Raw genomic sequence first — 20,782 nt, 5'->3', positions numbered from 1 at the left:
ACAGCAGGAGGGACGAAATGAAACGATTAAAAAGATGGCAAAAGATAGCATTAGGTGTAATTATTACTCTGGCTCTACTAGTATCCGGTGGGTTAATTTATCTAAATTCACTGACCTATCCGCCAGCAGAAAATGCAGTGAGTGCAGCAAAAGTTAGCCAAAATGATGCGGGTTATTTATTATTTGAGGCACCAGAAGAAAGTCAGACAAATTTAATCTTTTATCCAGGTGCGTTAGTAGATGCTGAAAGCTATAGTGTGTGGGCAAAAGAGGTCGCAGCAGCTGGTTACAATGTTTATATTGTAAAAATGCCGTTGGATTTAGCCGTTTTAGGCGGCAATAAAGCTGAGGAAATTATCGAACAAAAGCCACAGCAAAAATATATCTTAGCTGGACACTCTTTAGGCGGTGTGATGGCCAGTCGGTTTGCAGCTGAACATGCTAATCAAGTTGCGGGCATGATTTTTCTAGCTAGTTATCCTGATGAAAAAGGCAGTCTTAAACAAACTGAGCTTCCAGTCTTATCGATTACAGCTAGTAATGATAAGGTGTTAAATTGGGACAGTTATGATGCTGCAAAAAAATATTTACCAAAAAAAGCTGATTATACTACGATTGATGGTGGTAACCACGGTGGATTTGGTAGCTATGGTAAGCAAAAAGGTGACGGTAAAGCCGAAATCACCAATGATGCGCAACAACAAGAAGTTAGCCGAAAAATAGTTGATTGGTTGAAAGAAATTAATTAAAATAAATCCAAAATTAAGTTGAAAAAGCATGTTGTAGATATCTGTTGCAGCGAGTTTTTTTCAACTTTTTTATTAACAGATTTGTCTAAAGATTGAAAGATTTTTTTCTTGCTGAATAAGTTGCAAACATATCCAATGCATCACTTTTAATAGTGTGATACCTTGAAATGAATCAACTGGGAATAGTGAGGTAAGAAGATGAAAACAGTTATGTGGTTTCGCAGAGATTTACGAATTCAAGATAATAAAGCGTTATATTATGCTTGCGAAAATTTAGGTTCAGATGAATTGGTCTTATTATTTCAAGCAAATCCGAATCAATTTATTCAAGATAGCCCCAATCATCAAGCATTTTTTTCAAGTGTTCAGCATTTTAAGGAAACAATTGATCAAAAAGCCCATTTACAAATTCAATATGGTGAGCCGCTGGAGTTATTTGAACGGCTGAAAAACGAGTTGAAGGATTGGAATAAGATTTATTTCAATGAAGATACTAGCGGCTATGGCGCGGTTCGTGATCAAGAGGCAATTAAATTCTTTCATGAAAATGAAATCGAAAGTTACGCATATCAAGATGCTTATCTTCATGGGGCCAAAGAAATCAAAAAAGAAGATGGCGACTACTATAAAGTCTTTACGCCTTATTATAAAAAATGGTTGGAAATGATCAAAGAGACACCTTTGAAAGTAGCTTACGACGCGAAAGCCGTCTATAAAAAAGTCTTGTTTTCAAAAGACGAAGAAAAATTCAAAAAAATGATTGAAAAGATTCCTGAACAACAAATTTCCTTTGGTGAAGAAGCTGCTGAAGAACGTCTTACAAAGTTTATTCAAGCTGATTTAGAAGAATATCAGCAAGCTAGAGATATTCCTAGCTTAGACCAGACTAGTCATTTGTCACGTTTTTTACGGACAGGAGAAATTTCGATGCGAACTGTTTGGGAAAAGGTTCAAAAGGTTAATAAATCTCAAAGCAGGACAACCTTTCAAAAAGAACTTTGTTGGCGGGACTTTTACAATATGATTTACACTTCTTTTCCAAAACAAAAAGATGAACCGATTCAAGCGAAGTTTAAATTTGTGGAATGGGAAAATGACCAAGAAAAATTTGAACGTTGGCAAACGGGAAAAACTGGTTATCCAATTGTGGATGCTGCGATGCGGCAACTAAAGGAAACTGGTTGGATGCATAATCGGTTGCGGATGATCGTGGCCTCCTTTTTGACTAAAGATTTGTTAATCGATTGGCGCTGGGGAGAAAAATACTTTCAACAGATGTTGATTGATTACGATCCTGCCAGTAACATCGGAGGTTGGCAGTGGGCAGCATCTACCGGAACAGATGCAGTACCATACTTTAGAATTTTTAACCCCACCACACAAGCTGAAAAATTTGATAAACATGGGGATTTTATTCGAGAATATCTACCAGAATTGGCAGATTTACCGGATAAATATATTCATCAACCAGAAAAAATGACTATTGAACAGCAAGAAGAATACGGGGTCATACTTGATGACACTTATCCTAAACCAATCGTTAACCATAAAGAACGTCGCAAAAAAGCTTTAGCAACTTATGAATCCAGTAAAGAATATGCCCAAGAAACTTTTGGTGAGTCAGATGGAAAATGATTTATTAAAAGATTTTCAACAGTCCTGGGCCAAACATAAATATTGGGTGATGGCACGGAATCAGAATGCTTATAACGAGATTCGTTTATTAGCTAAAAATAATCAATGGGATGCAATGAAACAAGCACAATATCAAAAGCTATTAACTGAATTGGAAACAGTAGAACCGACTGAAAAAACTTTACGAGTGGCTTATCAACATATTTGGGGCTATTTCAAAAAGCAAGCTACTAGTGAAGAAAAAGAAAAGTATGCCTTATTGACAGAAAACATAACCCCAGATAGTCATGACTTAGATCATTTCTTTCAACATTTAATAACGAAATATCAACAACCCTATTTATTACAAATGCGTTGGATAAAAGATTGAGAAATAGGTTGTAACCGACTCAATAACTTTATTTTAAATATAAAGAACTGATATGCGAAATCTTCTCCAGCAAATCAGCTCTTTTATTTTTATGAAATAAATTAAAATTTTTTATATTTTTAAGTTAGTTATGAGTCATTTTCTCACTGTTGCTACATCTAGCTATAAAAAAGGTTTAATTTCTAGATGATATACTAAATCTATTGCGGCTAAAAATGATTTGCGGATTATAAAAAACGTTTGAAGAAATACATACCATTATACGAGGGTATTAACAAAATAAACAACACGGAGGACGAATTATGAAACCAGTAATCGGCGTGATGCCATTATTTGATAATCAGAAAGATAGTATTTGGATGTTGCCAGCTTATTTAGATTTACTAGAAAAGTATGGAGCGATTCCGTTAATTTTACCTTTTACTACAAATCAAGAAAACTTAGATTACTTTTTAGGACAATGTGACGGATTTTTGTTTACTGGTGGTCAAGATGTTTCACCAGAATTATACGGCACATTGCCAAGTGAGCTTTCTGGGGAACCTTGTTTAAAAAGAGATAAGATGGAAATTTATTGTATGCAAAAAGTTATTGCGATGGACAAGCCATTATTAGGTATTTGTCGTGGGATTCAAGTGTTGAATGTTGTCAATGGCGGGACGCTTTATCAAGATATTGCAGCAGAATATTCAACCCAGATTGCCCACGATATGACAGCACCTTATGATCGCGTTCAACACTCAGTTAAACTTTTAAAAGAAGGGCCTCTCTTTCAATTACTAGAAAAAGAAAATCTAGGTGTCAATAGCTATCATCATCAAGCAATTAAAGACTTAGCACCAAATTTAGAAGCGACCGCACTTTCTGCCGATGACTTAATTGAGGCAGTTTATATGCCAGATAAAAAATTTGTTTGGGCAGTTCAATGGCATCCAGAATTTTTTGGAACAGATACAGTGGTAAATGAACGACTATTTAAGGCTTTTATAGCCAAATGCTAAAAAAAACACTTACGATTGGAAGGAAACTTTCGACCGTAAGTGTTTTTTTATTCGCCATATAAGAAGTCTTTATAATTTTCACGATTTTCTTTTGAAAAGTCTGCTAACGAATCCCATTTTGTTGTGGCATAAGAAACTACTTTATATAAGATTGATTTGAAGAATAAACTAATACCTAAAATACTATTATATACACTTTACAAAATAAATATCAATATAACTGAAAGTTAGTACTTTTTAGTTATTAATAATTCGGTATAATATGAATGAATACTGAAGGGAAGGTGTTTACTTTTGGAACTGGGTCAGCAAATCAAGAAATTACGTAAAAATAAAAAAATTACTATTAAGCAAATGGCTGCGTTAACAGGACTTTCAACGGGATTTATCTCTCAATTTGAAAGGGGAATTACTACAATAGATGTGGACCATCTGAATGAAATGGCACAGATACTTGAAACAGATGTAGCTGATTTTTTTAGAAATAATGGCAAAGCAGCCGAAAATTTTGAAGATGAGATTGTTGTACGTGGCTATCAACGACCTTATTTGCAAAATTTGAATCAATCGATTCATTTCAATTTAAGTCAGATTTCTCCTCAAGCAGTGATCCGACCAGAATATATCGAAGTCATGCCGCGCGAAATTAAGGAAAAACCGACTATTTATACTCATGAAGGTGAGGAATTTATTTTTGTTCTGGAAGGAATATTGACTTTTTATTGGGATGATCAAGTTACAAAACTTTATCCCGGTGATTCTGCTCATTATCATGCGGAACATCCCCATAACTGGGCGAATTTGAGTGATTCAGTAGTTCGTTTACTAGTGGTTCACGTTCCAGAATAAATCGCATGAGCAATCATGCTTTTTTTATATCATAAAAATGAAATTGTTGTTGAAAAAATTCATTTGAGTGAATATAATGGAGTTGAAAAAGAAAATATTTTTTTAAATTATTTTGTGAAAAAAGTTCAAAGAAAAAACAGATAATAAAAAACTTGAGGAGTGACGATGCATGGCAAAAACGATTGGATTTTTCGGAACAGGGAATATGGGCAAGGCAATGATTCGTGGTTTGGTGGAAACAAAAAATTATCAACCAGAAAATATTTGGATTTATGATGTTTATCAACCTGCCATGACGGCGCTAAAAGAAGAATTAAATGTTTCAGCAGCGACTGATCCCAAAGAATTAATTCAAAATAGCCAGATGATTATTTTTGCAGTGAAACCTTATGTACTACCTAACCTGTTAACTGAATTAAAACCAACATTATCGAAGGAAAAAATTATTGTCTCAATTGCGGCTGGAGTGACGATTGAAACGATTGAAAATGCACTTTCGACAAGTCATAAAATTATTCGGGCCATGCCGAATACACCTGCATTAGTCGGTGAAGGAATGGCAGCGTTTTGTCGCAATCAACAAATTACCGATGATGAAACTGAATTGGTAGCCGCGGTCTTTAATAGCTTTGGGAAATGCGAAGTAGTGGAAGAAAAATTAATGTCGGCAGTTGTCAGTCTTAGTGGATCAGGTCCAGCTTATGTTTATATCTTTATCGAAGCTTTAGCTGATGCAGCCGTTTTAGAAGGAATGTCTAGAAATCAAGCTTATAAATTTGCTGCTCAAACTGTCTTAGGTAGTGCGCAAATGGTTTTAGAAACTGGGAAACATCCAGGAGAATTGAAAGATATGGTCACTTCACCAGCAGGAACAACAATTGCGGCAGTGAAATCGTTAGAAGATCACCATTTTCGTAGTGCAGTGATGAATGCAGTTCAAGCGGCAGCTATTCGAGATAAAGAAATGTAGTTTGCGGGAGGCAATTTGATGAAAACACCGACAGTTTTTAACATTCAAAAATTTTCTACCCATGATGGTCCTGGTGTACGGACGACGATTTTCTTTAAAGGTTGTCCAATTAGATGTCTCTGGTGTCATAATCCTGAAAGTCAAAATTTTAAGCCAGAAATCATGCTAAATAAAGATGGCAAAGAAGAATTGATTGGTCAAAATTATTCCATTAAAGAATTAGTCAAAAAAATTCAAGCTGATCAAATTTTTTATGATCAATCAGGTGGTGGCGTGACTTTTTCTGGCGGTGAAGTGATGGCCCAACCGCTAGATTATGTGGTGGAGCTGGCCAAAGAATGTCAACGTGTCGGTGTCTCAGTGTTGATTGATACCTGTGGCGTAGCACCAACTGAGCATTATCAAAAGATACTGCCTTATGTAGATGGTTTTTTATATGATTTGAAATTTTTGGATTCTTCATTGCATCAGCAATATACCGGTGTTGACAATCAATTGGTTTTGAAAAACTTATTGTATTTATCCGATCAGGGAGCAGAGATTGATCTGCGTTTAATTTTATTGGATGAAATTAATACTGATAACCAGACAGCTGAAAATATTCTTGCTTGGTTAAAAAAAGAAGCAGTGCGGGTCGCAAAAATTTCTCTGTTGCCTTATCACAATTTTGGACAAGACAAATATCGTCGCTTAAAGCGAGAATGCACGCAACATTTTATTGAGCCAAGTCAAGCAAAATTAGCAGAAATTCAGGCGTTGTATCAAGCTGCTGGGTATCAAGTTTCCATTGGCGGCTAGTCAGTATATAGGAGGAAAAGAAATGCCAGAACTAACTTTAGAACCAACACGCAGAGGAAGCACTGAACGAATCAAACATTTGCGGGAGCGTTCAGAAAAAGAATGCCAGCCGAAAATTTCGATTGAACGAGCTGTATTGTTAACAGAAGCCTATAAAAAATGGGAAGGCAAAGTATCTGCGCCTGTTTTACGGGGCTTAGCTTTTAAGTATATTATGGAAAATCGAACCAATTATATTGAAAAAGGCAGTTTGATTTTAGGTGAAAAAGGTCATGAACCATGGGCTGCACCAACATTTCCTGAATTGTGTTGTCATACGATGGCAGATTTTGAAAATATGAACAATCGTGAAAAAGTCTTCTTCAAAGTGTCTGATGAGGATCGTCGAATTCAAGAAGAAGTGATTATTCCTTATTGGCAAGATAGGGCGATGATGACTCGCATGAATAAATTGTTACCAGAAGAATGGCATTTATTATTTGATGCTGGTTTATATACAGAATTTTTAATGCAACGAGGACCCGGCCATACCGTTGCTGATGGCAAAATGTATCAAAAAGGCTTTGCTGATTTTAAAGCGGAAATTGAAAAAGAAATCGAGCAATTGGATTTCAACAATGATATGGAAGCTTTAAATAAAAGAGAAGAATTAGAAGGCATGAAATTAGTCTGCGAAGCAATGATTATTTTTGGTCATCGTTACGCGGCACAATGTCGCGAATTAGCTGAAAATGAAACGGATTTAAAATGGAAACAAGAATTGTTAGAATTAGCCGAAGTCTGTGATGTAGTCCCAGAACATGCACCGCAAACTTTCCGCCAAGCGCTACAAATGTACTGGTTTGTGCACATTGGTGTGACTGTAGAAATGAATAACTGGGATGCCTATTCTCCTGGGAAGTTAGATCAACATTTAGAACCATTTTATGAAAAAGATCTAGCTGAAGGACGCCTAACGCGGGAAGAAGCCAAAGAATTATTAGAAAACTTCTGGATTCAGTTTAACAATCAACCGGCACCGCCAAAAGTGGGCATTACTTTAAAAGAAAGTGCCACTTATACAGATTTTTGTAACATTAATACTGGTGCTTTACGACCTGACGGGACAAGTGGTGTCAGTGATGTCAGCTATCTGATTTTAGAAGTTATGGATGAAATGAAATTATTGCAGCCGAGTTCTAATATCCAAGTCTCTAAAAAATCACCAGAAAAATTTTTACGGGAAGCCCTAAAAATTTCTCGCCGAGGCTGGGGCCAACCGGCAATTTATAATTCGGAAGCAATTTTAAACGAGTTGGCCTATTTAGGAAAATCAGTGGATGATGCCAGAGAAAGTGGTATTTGCTCTGGTTGCGTGGAAGTTGGCGTCGCCGGTAAAGAAGCCTATGTATTAACCGGCTATTTAAATGTTCCGAAAATTTTTGAGTTAGCAATGCATCGTGGTTATGATCATTACACGAATAAACAAGTGGGTATTGATGTCGGTGATTTTAATGAAATGACTAGTTATGAAGAAGTTTTTAAAGCATTTTATGAAGAATTAAAATATGTGGTGGATATTAAAGTTGCTGGCAATAATTTGATTGAAAGAATGTACATGGAAAATATGCCGGTTCCTTTATTGTCAGTGATGACCGATGATTGTGTTCGAGATGGGAAAGATTATAACTGTGGCGGTGCCCGTTACAATACAAGCTATATTCAATGTGTCGGTATTGCGACTATTACTGATTCTTTGGCAGCTATTAAGCATCATATTTTTGAAGAAAAAACTATGACGATGGAAGAACTAATTACTGCTTGTAACGATGATTTTGTTGGGCATGAAGCTATTTATGAAGCCGTATATAATCAAGCACCGAAATATGGCAACGATGAAGATTATGCTGATGACTTATTAAAAGATGTCGCCGAATCTTTACAAGCGGTGATTGCTGGTCGATCAACACCAAAAGGTTCTAAAACGGTGGTAGAATTTTTACCGACAACTTGCCACGTTTATTTTGGGCAAGTGATGGAAGCTTCACCAAATGGCCGTCACAAAGGAATTCCTTTGCCAGATGGGATTTCTCCAGAAAAAGGTGCCGATTGTAACGGACCAACAGCGGTGATTAAATCTGCGTCTAAAATTGATCAAACCAAAACAGGTGGTGCCTTGTTAAATCAAAAATTCACACCAAGTGTCGTCGCAGGTGAACAAGGAATTAGTCATATGGCAGCACTAGTCAGAAGTTATTTTGCATTAGACGGTCACCATATCCAGTTTAATGTCATTGATCGAGAAGTTTTATTAAAAGCGCAAAAACATCCGAAGGAATATGAAAACTTAATTGTGCGGGTGGCAGGTTATAGTGATTATTTCAACAATTTAGATAAAGCGTTACAAGATGAGATAATCAATCGGACAGAGCAGTCGTTTGGATAACGAAAAAGTCGATGAGTGAAAAATCACCCATCGACTTTTTTAACTTCTTAATCCCCGTCCTCGGTCAATAAAATACCAGCAGACAGAATATAAAACCACAATAAAACCAACTAAAATAATTAAAGAAACTACAATCGAGACATCTTCTACCCCTAGAAACCCATAACGAAAGCCTGAAATCATATAAACAATTGGATTTACTTTAGAAACGGCTTGCCAAAATGGTGGCAACATTGAAATAGCATAAAAGACACCACCAAGATAAGTTAAAGGTTGTAAAACAAAGGTTGGTACAATTGATACATCGTCATAAGATTGTGCAAAAACTCCGTTTAACAATCCTGCTAGTGAAAATAGTGTCGAAGTCATTAATAAAGTAACTATTATAATAATCCAAGAATGTACTTGTAACGGGACAAAAAATAGTGAAACAATCGTCACAAAAGTTCCGACAATCAAGCTTCGACCTAAACCACCAATTACAAAGCCCCACATAATAATATGAGTTGGCACTGGAGCAATCAGCAATTCTTCAATATTTTTTTGGAATTTTTGTGAGAAAAAAGATGAAGAAACGTTGGCATAAGAACTGGTGATGACTGACATCATGATTAAACCAGGAACAATAAATTGCATATAAGAAAATCCCGCCATGTCACCAATTCGTCCACCGATTAAATTGCCAAAAATAATGAAATACAATGAAGTAGTAATCACTGGTGGAACTAAAGTTTGGACCCAAATCCTTAAATAGCGGTTGGTTTCTTTGACAGCCAGACTTTTTAAAGCTGTATAATATAGACTAAACATGTTTATCCTCCGTAATTTTCAAAAACAGTTCTTCCAGACGGTTGGATTTGTTGCGCATGGAAAGAACTTTGATTCCTTGTTCGCTTAACTGATGAAAAATTTCATTGACGCCTTGATCGCGATGGACTTCCACAGCTAATGTTTGTTCATCTTCTAATTCACTTCGATAGCCAGAAATTTCTGGTATTTTGCTAGAAGGTTCTAAATCAAAGATAAAGGTTTCAAATTGTAATTTTGAAAGTAAATTCTTCATACTAGTATTTTCAATTAATTCACCTGATTGAATAATACCAATATGGCGACACAACATTTCGGCTTCTTCTAAATAATGAGTAGTTAAAATAATCGTTGTGCCAGCTTCGTTTAATTCCCGTAAAAAGTGCCACATTTCACGACGTAATTCAATATCGACCCCGGCAGTTGGTTCGTCTAAAATTAATAATTTTGGCTCGTGCATCAAGGCGCGAGCAATCATTAATCGACGCTTCATTCCACCAGAAAGCATCCGTGCTTTTTCATGTCGTTTTTCCCATAAATCCGACTGTTTTAAATATTTCTCGCTGCGTTCCATGGCTTCTTTACGAGGGACACCATAGTAGCCCGCTTGATTAACAACAATTTGTTGGACTGTTTCAAATGGATTGAAATTGAATTCTTGTGGCACTAGTCCGATTTGTTGTTTGGCTCTGACTAAATCACGATCGATATCGTAGTCAAAAACTTTTACAGTACCGCCAGATTTGTTAACTAGTGAAGTAATAATACCTATAGTAGTAGATTTTCCAGCGCCATTTGGTCCTAATAGTGCATAAAAATCGCCTTCTTCAACAGTTAAGTCAATCCCTTTTAAGGCTTCTACACCTGTGGCATAGATTTTTTTAAGATCTTTTATTTCTAGTGCATAAGTCATTTTATCTAAATCTCCTTGTTACAATGTGATTATTCATTCTATCATTAATTTGTTCGTTTACAAACTGCAAAGATTGGTTAAATTCATATATATTTTTTCAATAGAAAGACAAAAAAAGTTGTGACTAAAGTGAGTAATCACTTCAATCACAACTTTTTTAGGCATTAGCTAAAACTTCTAAGATACCACGATTAAAATCAGGTAGATCATCGGGGTTTCGACTAGTGACTAAACCTCGATCAATGACTAAGGATTGATCTTTTAGGTTAGCTCCAGCATAAATTAAATCTGGCTGAACACTAGTATAAGCCGTCATAGTCCGACCTTCTGTTAATCCTGTTTGAATAAATAATTGAGGGCCATGACAAATCGCGAATAAAGGTAAGTCATTTTCTAAATAGTACGTAACAAAATCAACAAAACGTTGATCAGAACGTAATTGATCAGGTGAAAAACCACCAGGAATTAAAAGTCCCGTAAAATCGGTAGGTGCTACATCATCAATTGCTTGATCAATGATAAAAGTTGTTCCTTTTTTTCCTTCAATCTTTTTACCAGCTTCTTTTTCAATTAGAACCAATTCATAACCAGCATCTTCTAAAGCTTTTCTAGGAGAAGTTAATTCTACATCTTCCACTAAATCTGTCACTAATACGGCAATTTTATTGTTGTTCATTATCTCTCATCCTACTTTCTTTAGTCTCTTCTAACAACCTTCAGAGTAAAAGTAATTATCTAAAAACTCAAAGATTTCACTTTTGAATACTTTAGAATTTATTTTAAAAAATGTTATTTTAAACTACAAAAACAGTTCTGTGAAAGCTTTTAAATATGCTCAATCAAAATAAATTATCATAGAAAAAAAAAGATTCTAAAATAAAAAAAAGATGAATAAACTTGATAAATTCAATTTTATTGTATTCAAATTCATACAATATAGACTGATATAATGCGGTTTTACAGCCAACATTTTTCATAAAAATGAAGAATTTTGATAGCATGACCCTGAAGCGATAAGACGTTTAGGAGGAATTATAATGAAACAGGGGAAAAACAAATTTATTTATTTAATGATGCTAATGACAATTATTTTATCAAATATTTTACCACTAACAGTGTTAGCTGAAGGGGAAACGACTGATGGTATCGTTCAACTAAAAGATTTTATGATTCAAAAAGCACCAACTGAGGAGATAGAAGGGGATTTAAGCCTTCAAATTTCAAATACACAGACCACTTTCAGTGAAAAAATTATTTCATTAAATGAAGGAATTAAAATAAACACAGCTGAAATTTCTGAAAAAAATCCAGGAATTGTCGTGGAAAAAAGTGGCGAACCTTCTAGTTTAACTGCTGTGGCGACAACAAACGCTTCATCAGATGAACTAAGAGAATCACCCATTCAACCAACTACGCCAACATCGATTAATCAAAATCAATTGCGTATAGTTATTCAGCCAAATGTAAAAGAGGATATTTCGTTAAAGCTAAGTTTGACGACAGACCAGACTTCGATCACAGCGACATTGGATAAACAACAACTATCAGCCAGTTTACCTGTAGTAGAAAGTTCAACTACTGAAGCGACTGATACTAAGGAAGAAACTAGTGAACCTAAAAGTTCTAGTGAAGAAACTACTCAAAGCCAATCTTCAAGTGAGGAAACAACAGAAAGTAGCACTGCTACATCTGGAAATAAACTAAAAAAGCAACAAAGAGTAACGACTTTACGAGCAGCGGCGAACATTGGTGATTTAATTGACCAATATTCACCTGGTGATCGGTTTGTTACTAATGTTGTTGCCGATATTCCTAATCCGGCTATTATTTCTCAACCTAGTAGTTTGAAAATTAATTTTGCTGTACCAGAAACGGTGCGTACCCAGTTACAGATTGGTGATTATTATGAGTTTCCATTACCAGACGGTTTAACCGTGGAAAATTTCATTGATGAACCATTAGTTGATCCTGATAATCCGAGTCTGACTTTAGGGAAATATACGATTGATCCGGTTACTAAAATGATTCGCATTACCTTGACTGATACTACTGGTGGGACAACTGGAACTTTTGAACCTTTGCAGTCTGGCGAAATTAATGTGGCAACTAAATTTGATCGTCAAGTGATTACCCAACCAGGAATAAATCAACTTATATTTCCGACAGAATACCAGTTACCGCCGATGTCAATTATGATTCAACCAGAAACGGCAACCTCGGTTTCTAAAGCGGGGAATTTTGATAAACAAATTAACCCAGAGAAAATTATTTGGTCGGTAGATGTGAATAAGGATTTGTCGACACTAACTGATCCAGTGGTCAATGAAACTTTTCCGACTGATACAACTTTTGAATCAGCTCAAGTTTTTCCAGTGCAGTTAGATTTTTCTGGCAATGTAACAAGTGTTGGCAATACAGCATTAACTGCTGATCAATATCAAATTGATAATAATGGCAATATCAAATTTAATGGCATGATTAATCAAGCTTATCGAATTGTTTATCAGACAAAAATTAATGATGAAGCGAAACCGGCTAACGGCGGTAATGCGACTTTTACCAATAACGTAACTTTTAATAATTTACCCGCTAGTGCGTCAGTAACGGCAAGCTATGGCAAGTTAATTGAAAAAGTTCAATCAAATTATTCTGCTAGTAATCAGCAATATTCATGGACTATTCGCTACAATTATGGGCAAAAACAAATTGCCAATGGTGCTACTGTGACAGATAATTTTTCTAACAATATGGATGTGACCGCAGATGATGTCAAACTTTATTATATGATTGCTAACCCAAATGGACAGTTTTCTAGAGGTCAACTGGTCCCAGATAATACCTACGAAGTAAATGTTACATCAGGAAGTCCCACCAATAAATTGACTGTAACTTTTAATGATCAAATCATGCAAAATCAAGCGATTGACATCGTTTATACTTCAAAAGTGAATGGGATTGTATCTGATGACAGTCAACCGAAAATTACCAACACGGCTGAAACAAATGGGCTAACGACTACACCAAATATTTCACAACCAGTTCAACAAGCAGTTATAAAAAATGCACCTTCAGTTGAAGTCGGGTCAAAAATTGCTAATTGGTCGGTAGATATTAACCGCAATCGCTATCAAATAAAAAATGCCACCTTTACTGACACGTTGACTCAATCAGAAAAAGGATATGTTTCATTTCCTCAATATCAAGTTGATGGAGAAAGTATTGCTGGTGTGGAAATCGTAGATAATCAGACTGGAGAAACATTAAACAGTCAAGTTTTGTTGAATGGACAGTATATTTTTGGTGATGATGATCCAGATTTTGAAGTAAATATTGTTACTGGACAAGATCAGTATAGTGATACGTATCAATATTTTACTGTGAAATTTTTGAATAAGTATCTTACAACCGATCATTCCTTCAGTATGAAATATCAAACTTATTATAATCAGTTTTCCAGTAGTAATCCGCCTACGCCACAAAGATTGAATTACAATAATGAAATTGAAATGAAGTGGACGGACCAAAACAATAATGATCATGAAGCAAAATCAAACAACGGTTTTGAAACCACTACCGAAGAAGCCAATCAAGGAGAAAAATCTGGTAGCTACAATCCAGTTACCAAAGAAATTACTTGGACCATTGTGGCAAATTATAATAATCAACTAGTTAATCAATTTGATTTCAATGATCCGATTACTGGTAATCAAGTTTATCTGAAAGATTCTTTAACAATCACTAGAGGGATCATCGATAATAATACAGGCCGCTTTGAAGCCACTGACGATTCGCTTTTTGCTGGGGAACAAAAAAATAGTTCTTATATTACTTCATCGGAACCAACAGAAAATAATAATCAATTAGCTATCTCAATCGGGAACAATCAAACAAGTATTCCTGGTGGTAGCAATTACGATACGCCAAAGGTTTTTCAGATTCAATTTAAAACTAGCTTGAAGAATCAGATTATTCAAGATCAAAGCAGTTACAAAAATACTGCGGATATTACAATAAATGGGCTTACCGAAAGTTTGCCAGCTTCAGTTTCAATTGAGTACAGCAATGAAATCGTTAATAAGTCGGTTAATTACAATGCCTCAACCAATACGATTAATTGGGGTTTGTGGTTAAATCGCAATCAATCTTTATTGGTGGAACCAACGATTACTGACATGCCTTCTAATAATCAAACAATTGACCCAGCTTCAATTAATATTTATCAAGGTACAGTGACGGAAAATGGCAATGTCAATCAAACCAGTCAAACTTTGAGACAAGGAACAGATTACACCTTAAATATCACTACCGATAATGTTTCTGGACAGCAAAAAATGGTTATTGCCTTTTCAAAAGATTATTTGGAAGAAGGACAATCTCAAACAGGTTTTATAGAAAAACCTTATTATATTTCATATCGTTCAAGTCCTAACTTTACAACTGCGCGGGAACAGGTTAGTAATATGGTGAATGTGACTACCAAAGAAGGTGTCATTCCTCATCCAGATACCCAACAATCGCAAACCATCCAGATTACCAATACAAGCGGTACAGCAATTGGTGAAAAAGGTTCGGTAACTGTTCAAAAAAATAATGACGAGGGGGCTGTTTTGGCTGGCGCCAAATTAACTTTGACTCGTGTATTTAATAATGAAACGATTCCTGAGCAAAAATTATACGAAGTTACGACTGATCAACAAGGTCAAGCAACTTTCGGTAATTTAGTTTATACCAACACCGACTCAGTAAATGGCTTTCGCTATATATTAAAGGAAACGCAAGCACCAGATGGGTATACGATTAGTGATGAATTAATGCAGGGAGTTGAATTAAGAGTTGATCGAAACTCCTCGCAAGAAAATGAGATTGAAAAGATTATTAATCAGCCTGTTTCACTGACTTTTAATAAAGAAGATGCAAGTGGACAAAAAATTTCAGGGGGATTGTTTGCTTTAGAAAAGGAAAATGAGCAGGGCATTTTTGCAGCCTATGGGAGACCGTTTGCAGCTGAAGAAAATGGGAAAAAGTTAACTGGTTTAACTGATGGCAATTATCGTCTATTTGAGATATCCTCACCAACAGATGCAGCAGGGAACTTACAATATTTATTAAATCAAAAACGATTACCTTTTAGTGTGAATATGAATGATACTGGTCAACGTCAAGTAATTGTTGATGGTGCTCCAGTGACTTCTTTAACACTGACGAATTATCGAGGAAGTGCTCGACTTTATAAAACAAATGAAGCCAAGGAGCCAATTGCAAATGCAACATTTTCAGTAGAATGGGCACCGTTAGATACAAATGATTTTAGTGAATATCAGCCGACAACTAACTTTGTAACGGATGAAGCAGGGGTGCTTAACCTAACTGATTTACCACCTGGAAAATATCAAGTGAGAGAAAGCGCTGCTCCGACAGGTTACTATTTCAACAATCAAATCTTTAGTTTTGCAATTCAAGGCGATGCTAGCGACCAAGCACCTGCACCAGTAGAATTAAATACTGCTGAAGATCCTTTAATAGATTATTTAGGTAACGCACGTTTTACTAAAATTGACGGCAGTTTATTTGCTGAAACTGGTGAACAAAAAATATTAGCTGGCGCCAGTTTCCAACTTTATAGTGAAGATGGTGAAACGCCAATCGGTACGCCGGTTACTTCAGGTGAGGACGGTTATTTCACCTTTGAAAACTTAACTGCTGGGACAACGTATCAGTTCAAAGAAATTAGTGCGACAACTGGCTATCTCTTAAATCAAGAGGTGGTTCGGTTTACAATGCCAGTATCAACAGAGGGTTCACCAGTTTATGTTAGCAACCCGACAGAAAAAATTGTTTATAATGAAGTGACACCATTTAAAAATTATCAAGGTAGCGCCCAAATCCAAAAATACAGTGAGGTGGACGGTCAAGACGTTGGTTTGGCTGGAGCAGTTTTTGCTGTTGTTAATGCAGCGGGTGAAGTGGTAGCGGAAAATATTGTCAGCCAAGCAGACGGTATCGCCACAGCTACTGGTTTAGCACCAGGAACTTACCAATTTAAAGAAACCAAAGCACCAGATGGTTTTATTTTAAATCAAAATTTGTCAGAAAAATTTACGATTGAGGATGCGACAGTAGGTCAACCAGATATCATTCAAGTAGGTAGATTTATCAATTTTAAAGGAACTATTGAGCTAGAAAAAGTGAATGACTCTGATCAGCCTTTAGCTCAGGCGCAATTTAAATTGTGGAAGATAGCTGGTAGTAATAAAACCGAGGTCCAACAAGTAGTCTCTGATTCACAAGGAAAAATAAATATTACTGGTTTGGCACCAGGTGATTATCAATTGCAGGAAATAAAAGCACCTGATGGTTATATCGTTAATGATAAGACTGTGAACTTTACAATCGACTCGTCAGCAGTGGAGCAAAAAGTTCAAAAGTTAGGCAAATTTATTAATTATCAACAATCAGTTAAATTCGTTAAAGAAAATGCGAAAGGTAATCCTTTGGCTGGTGCAGAATTTGTATTACTGGATCAAGCAGGAAATATGCTTGATGGAACAACTAAATGGCGCTCTGATAAAAATGGTGAGGTAACAATCGATCATTTAGCACCAGGCGATTATCAGTTAAAAGAAGTCAAAGCACCAACCGGTTACTTGTTAGATACACAAATAAAAAACTTTACGATTGCTAATAACCAGTCAGGAAAACCAGAAACGAAAAGTTTGCCTGTCTGGAAAAATTATCAAGGGTCAATTCAACTAACGAAGGTTAACCCAAAAGGTGAAAAATTAGCTGGCGCGACTTTCCAATTATTGGATGATAATAAAAAGGTAATCAAAGATAATCTAACTACTAATCGTGAAGGTCAGCTGGATCTGGCAGATATGGCACCAGGCAGTTACTTCTTTAAAGAAGTGACCGCTCCCGAAGGTTATCAAAAATCAAAAGATTTATATCCGGTAGTCATTGAAAAAGAAGCGGCTGGTGAACCTGAAAAAGTACTGTTAACGGTAAGCAATCAACCAATCTCAACGCCACCAAATCATTCAAATCAACCCAATAATCCTAGTCATCCAAAAAATACTAGGTTTGGATCTAATAATATCCGCTATCCCCAAACCAATGATCTGAATTCACCAATTCTTTGGATCAGCGGGATGTTACTGGTAATTTTGGCTGGTGGAGTTTATTGGTATCGTAGAAAAAATAATGAATCTTGAAGAATTTAAGCCATAATTTTTCCTAAAGCAGAAAAAAGCTGCTTTAGGTTTTTTTAAATTTTAAATTAGAAAAGGGTTTATTAAGATTATTTTAAAATAATTAAATAATTAATAATAACTATTCTTAAGCAATTTATTGAAAATGAAAATAAGTTTGAAAATCAGTGTATATTATTTCTTATTTCAGAAAAAAAAGAATAGAATGATCTCAGTCAGAAATGGAGTGAAGAATTATGAAGAAAAATACCCGTGAAGATGTTGCCTCTTTCTTAGTAAAAGATAAATTTTTCGAGAAAGGGCATCTCGGTTTGAAAATTTTTCAAACGGTGATTGGATCGATCGGCTGGCTAGGTGTATTTTTACCATTTGTTTGGATTTTTACACCAATACTTTTCCCCAAGTTAAATATTAGCCAATACTTCCACAGTTACTCAGAAGAAATTCGTTCGTTGATGTTTTTAGTTTTATTTTTAGCAGTCGCCTTTTTAATCATTTTAGTAACCTATGTTGCCTTAACTTTATGGAACAATCACCGTTTTGGTGGATTGTTACGCAAGGAAAATACTTTTGATGAAGAACGCTTAAATAAGCGTCGTAACTTATTAAATAATTGCTACACTGATCGTTTTGGTGATAAAGATTTTCGTCACACGGTAAAATATTATGCAGTTAAAGAAGAACAAAATTTGGATACACATTTTATCTCGGACTTGTTTAAAGAAAATGGGGTGGGCTTATGAACGTGATGTTTCATACAGGAAATATGGTAGTCGATGTAGTTTTGACCTTACTATTTTTAATTTTATTGACTTATCCAATTTTAGGCGGATTCTCTTGGTTTATCGGTGTCTTTTGTTATCGATTTATTTTCAAGTATCGACAAAAGGATTTAGGGGATATTCCGATTGAAATTGAACCGTTTGTCACCATCATGGTACCGGCTCACAATGAAGAAATTGTGATTGAAAATACCATTAATTATTTGATGAATGAGTTGAATTACCGGAATTATGAAGTATTGGTGACGGATGATGGGTCAACAGATGATACTCCTAATATTTTGGCCCGATTAATGGAACAATATGATAATTTACGGGTGATTAGGATTGAAAAAAATAAAGGCAAAGCTCATGCTTTTGATATCGGTGTTGGTTTTGCGAAAGGTGAACTGATTCTAAGTAATGATGCTGATACGGTACCGGAACCAGACGCACTAAATCAATATATCAATTATTTTTTACGAGAAGATAGTACCAATATTGCTGCTGTTACAGCAAATATGGATGTTCAAAATCGTAGTCGATTGATAACCAAATCGCAAACCGTAGAATTTTCTAGTATCGTCGGTATCATTAAACGAACTCAAAAAGGTGTTTTTGGTGGTCTGTATGCTTATAGTGGTGCCAATACAATGTATCGCAAAGATGCGTTAGTTGATGTTGGGTTGTTCCGTCAAGATCGTGCAACCGAAGATATTAGTATCGCTTGGGATCATCAAATGGATGGCTGGTTGTCTTTATTTGCACCTGGAATCATGTTCTTTATGGAAGTTCCAGAAACTTTACGGATGCTATATCGTCAACGTCAACGCTGGGCAAAAGGCGGGACAGAAGTCTGGCTAACAAATTTCAAAAAAGTATTGTTACATCCTTTTAAAAATATTGGTCGTACCATTATGTATGTTGATCAAACTTTAAGTATTCTATGGTCATTTTGTTTCTGGTTGTTTACTTTTTGGTTTGTCGGATTATTTTTCTACTTTTTAAGCCAAGGCAATTATGAAAGAATTTATCATATGTTTACGATGGCTTTTGTGTTTGTCGTTTTTGAGATGATTTCAGGTTTCTTCCAATTATTTGCGGCACTTTTAGCAGATGATCATGGTCGGAAGATGAAATATATATTCTTTGCACCTTTATATATGTTGTTTTATTGGATGATGAATGCCGTGACGATTGTGACAACCTTTATCCCAGCTGTTAAAACAATTCTTGGTTTTGGTTCCGGTACTTGGAAAAGTCCTGATCGTAGACGAGATGAGAAAAAAATTCAAGAAGAACTATCTAAAGATATTATGTAAAAGTTGAAACTACGCCTTTATTAGACGTGGTTTTTTTATATGGTAAAATGAAGGCAAATGAGTTTGAGGAGCACACAATGAAAAATATAAAATTAACGATTGAGTACGATGGACGACGCTACCTTGGTTGGCAGCGATTGGGAAATTCAGAAAAAACAATTCAAGGGAAAATTGAGAAGGTCCTCCAACAAATGACTGGTGAGGAAATTGAAATCATTGGTTCCGGTCGAACTGACGCAGGCACCCATGCTCGCGGGCAAATTGCCAATTTCAAGACCCAGTCAGAATTGACCCCACCAGAGATGATTGATTTTTTAAATCGTTATTTGCCAGGTGATATTGTAGTTAAAGCAGCAATAGAAATGCCCGATAGATTCCACGCCCGCTACAATGCCAAAGGAAAAAAATATACGTATTATATTTGGAATGCCGAGATTCCATCAGCATTTGAACGGTATCGTAGTTTTTATTTTCCTCAAGAATTAGATTTGGAAAAAATTAATCAAGCTTGTCAAAAGTTAATTGGGACCCATGATTTTATTGGTTTTTCCGCACTAAAGAAAACCAAAAAATCAACTATTCGGACAATTGAGGATATTTCAATTGAACAAAACGGACATTTAGTAGCCTTTACTTTTGTTGGGAATGGTTTTTTGCATAAGATGGTGCGCATCTTGATGGGCACGATTTTAGAGATTGGGACTGGAAAATTACCATTAGAAACAATTGATGAAGTATTAGATCACAAAATAAGAGAGGCCGCTGGTGAAACTGCACCAGCACAAGGTTTGTTTTTGGATGATGTATATTATTAAATCGTTCACGGAGTAAGTTTTTTCAATCAATGGAAAAACTTAACTTTTTTTGAAAACGGATACAAGGAATGTAATGGAGAAATTTATGGATGATACAAGAAAAGTATTGAAAAAATTTAAAAGACCGATTGGCGTATTTCTTGGTTTGGGAATCGTTGT

General features: G+C 35.6%; 15 protein-coding genes. 12 read left to right on the top strand and 3 right to left on the bottom strand.

Annotated features, from left to right (window positions below):
* Positions 1-17: 17 nt before the first annotated feature.
* The 8 genes from KUA55_RS10845 to hypD all read left to right on the top strand — a co-directional run bounded on the left by KUA55_RS10845 (position 18) and on the right by hypD (position 8,797).
* Positions 18-749, top strand: a complete 732-nt coding sequence (locus KUA55_RS10845; protein WP_218326290.1) for an alpha/beta hydrolase — start codon at positions 18-20, stop codon at positions 747-749.
* 198 nt (positions 750-947) lie between these two features.
* A complete protein-coding gene (locus KUA55_RS10840; RefSeq protein ID WP_218326289.1) occupies positions 948-2,384 on the top strand; it encodes a cryptochrome/photolyase family protein in 1,437 nt (478 codons plus the stop codon).
* Positions 2,374-2,754, top strand: coding sequence for a DUF1722 domain-containing protein (locus KUA55_RS10835; protein WP_218326288.1), 381 nt, complete (start codon positions 2,374-2,376; stop codon positions 2,752-2,754). The genes KUA55_RS10840 and KUA55_RS10835 overlap by 11 nt, the downstream gene beginning before the upstream one ends.
* 302 nt (positions 2,755-3,056) lie before the next feature.
* Positions 3,057-3,755, top strand: coding sequence for a gamma-glutamyl-gamma-aminobutyrate hydrolase family protein (locus tag KUA55_RS10830; protein ID WP_218326287.1), 699 nt, complete (start codon positions 3,057-3,059; stop codon positions 3,753-3,755).
* Between the two features lie 294 nt (positions 3,756-4,049).
* On the top strand, positions 4,050-4,604 hold the full coding sequence (locus tag KUA55_RS10825) for a helix-turn-helix domain-containing protein (RefSeq protein WP_218326285.1): 555 nt from the start codon (positions 4,050-4,052) through the stop codon (positions 4,602-4,604).
* A gap of 169 nt (positions 4,605-4,773) precedes the next feature.
* Positions 4,774-5,574, top strand: a complete 801-nt coding sequence (gene proC / locus KUA55_RS10820; RefSeq protein WP_218326284.1) for a pyrroline-5-carboxylate reductase — start codon at positions 4,774-4,776, stop codon at positions 5,572-5,574.
* Between the two features lie 18 nt (positions 5,575-5,592).
* On the top strand, positions 5,593-6,372 hold the full coding sequence (locus tag KUA55_RS10815) for a 4Fe-4S cluster-binding domain-containing protein (protein WP_218326282.1): 780 nt from the start codon (positions 5,593-5,595) through the stop codon (positions 6,370-6,372).
* A 22-nt stretch (positions 6,373-6,394) separates the two neighbouring features.
* Entirely contained in the window at positions 6,395-8,797 is a 2,403-nt protein-coding gene (hypD, locus tag KUA55_RS10810) for a trans-4-hydroxy-L-proline dehydratase (RefSeq protein ID WP_218326280.1), read from the top strand.
* A gap of 39 nt (positions 8,798-8,836) precedes the next feature.
* On the opposite strand, the gene KUA55_RS10805 is transcribed toward hypD, so the two are convergent.
* The 3 genes from KUA55_RS10805 to KUA55_RS10795 form a co-directional block, all read right to left on the bottom strand.
* Positions 8,837-9,607: an ABC transporter permease gene (locus KUA55_RS10805; protein ID WP_218326279.1), complete on the bottom strand. Its 771-nt coding sequence runs from the start codon at positions 9,605-9,607 to the stop codon at positions 8,837-8,839.
* Positions 9,600-10,517: an ABC transporter ATP-binding protein gene (locus KUA55_RS10800; RefSeq protein ID WP_218326277.1), complete on the bottom strand. Its 918-nt coding sequence runs from the start codon at positions 10,515-10,517 to the stop codon at positions 9,600-9,602. Before KUA55_RS10800 ends, KUA55_RS10805 begins: the two co-directional genes overlap by 8 nt.
* Positions 10,518-10,674: 157 nt before the next feature.
* A complete protein-coding gene (locus KUA55_RS10795; protein WP_218326276.1) occupies positions 10,675-11,193 on the bottom strand; it encodes a type 1 glutamine amidotransferase domain-containing protein in 519 nt (172 codons plus the stop codon).
* A gap of 361 nt (positions 11,194-11,554) precedes the next feature.
* Between KUA55_RS10795 and KUA55_RS10790 the strand changes: the two genes are divergently transcribed.
* From KUA55_RS10790 to truA, 4 genes are all read left to right on the top strand, one after another.
* Positions 11,555-17,728 (top strand): SpaA isopeptide-forming pilin-related protein, encoded by a 6,174-nt coding sequence (locus KUA55_RS10790; protein WP_218326274.1) that lies wholly within the window; start codon positions 11,555-11,557, stop codon positions 17,726-17,728.
* Between the two features lie 233 nt (positions 17,729-17,961).
* Positions 17,962-18,468 carry a cell division protein gene (locus KUA55_RS10785; protein WP_246601486.1) on the top strand — a complete coding sequence of 169 codons (507 nt, stop codon included), beginning with the start codon at positions 17,962-17,964 and terminating at the stop codon, positions 18,466-18,468.
* Positions 18,465-19,808, top strand: a complete 1,344-nt coding sequence (locus tag KUA55_RS10780) for a glycosyltransferase family 2 protein (RefSeq protein ID WP_218326272.1) — start codon at positions 18,465-18,467, stop codon at positions 19,806-19,808. Before KUA55_RS10785 ends, KUA55_RS10780 begins: the two co-directional genes overlap by 4 nt.
* 77 nt (positions 19,809-19,885) lie before the next feature.
* Positions 19,886-20,623: a tRNA pseudouridine(38-40) synthase TruA gene (gene truA, locus KUA55_RS10775; protein WP_218326271.1), complete on the top strand. Its 738-nt coding sequence runs from the start codon at positions 19,886-19,888 to the stop codon at positions 20,621-20,623.
* The last annotated feature ends 159 nt before the right edge of the window (positions 20,624-20,782 follow it).

The organism is Enterococcus alishanensis (assembly GCF_019218635.1).
In the GTDB taxonomy this organism is placed as follows: domain Bacteria; phylum Bacillota; class Bacilli; order Lactobacillales; family Enterococcaceae; genus Enterococcus_A; species Enterococcus_A alishanensis.
Note: the sequence above shows the minus strand (reverse complement) of the source record. Positions and strands in the feature narration are given on the sequence as shown.

Excerpts from the sequence above, each read along its gene's own strand:
- KUA55_RS10845 (WP_218326290.1), top strand. The coding sequence starts at position 18 with ATGAAACGATTAAAAAGATGGCAAAAGATAGCATTAGGTGTAATTATT.
- KUA55_RS10840 (WP_218326289.1), top strand. The coding sequence starts at position 948 with ATGAAAACAGTTATGTGGTTTCGCAGAGATTTACGAATTCAAGATAAT.
- KUA55_RS10835 (WP_218326288.1), top strand. The coding sequence starts at position 2,374 with ATGGAAAATGATTTATTAAAAGATTTTCAACAGTCCTGGGCCAAACAT.
- KUA55_RS10830 (WP_218326287.1), top strand. The coding sequence starts at position 3,057 with ATGAAACCAGTAATCGGCGTGATGCCATTATTTGATAATCAGAAAGAT.
- proC (WP_218326284.1), top strand. The coding sequence starts at position 4,774 with ATGGCAAAAACGATTGGATTTTTCGGAACAGGGAATATGGGCAAGGCA.
- KUA55_RS10815 (WP_218326282.1), top strand. The coding sequence starts at position 5,593 with ATGAAAACACCGACAGTTTTTAACATTCAAAAATTTTCTACCCATGAT.
- hypD (WP_218326280.1), top strand. The coding sequence starts at position 6,395 with ATGCCAGAACTAACTTTAGAACCAACACGCAGAGGAAGCACTGAACGA.
- KUA55_RS10805 (WP_218326279.1), bottom strand. The coding sequence starts at position 9,607 with ATGTTTAGTCTATATTATACAGCTTTAAAAAGTCTGGCTGTCAAAGAA.
- KUA55_RS10800 (WP_218326277.1), bottom strand. The coding sequence starts at position 10,517 with ATGACTTATGCACTAGAAATAAAAGATCTTAAAAAAATCTATGCCACA.
- KUA55_RS10795 (WP_218326276.1), bottom strand. The coding sequence starts at position 11,193 with ATGAACAACAATAAAATTGCCGTATTAGTGACAGATTTAGTGGAAGAT.
- KUA55_RS10790 (WP_218326274.1), top strand. The coding sequence starts at position 11,555 with ATGAAACAGGGGAAAAACAAATTTATTTATTTAATGATGCTAATGACA.
- KUA55_RS10785 (WP_246601486.1), top strand. The coding sequence starts at position 17,962 with ATGAAGAAAAATACCCGTGAAGATGTTGCCTCTTTCTTAGTAAAAGAT.
- KUA55_RS10780 (WP_218326272.1), top strand. The coding sequence starts at position 18,465 with ATGAACGTGATGTTTCATACAGGAAATATGGTAGTCGATGTAGTTTTG.
- truA (WP_218326271.1), top strand. The coding sequence starts at position 19,886 with ATGAAAAATATAAAATTAACGATTGAGTACGATGGACGACGCTACCTT.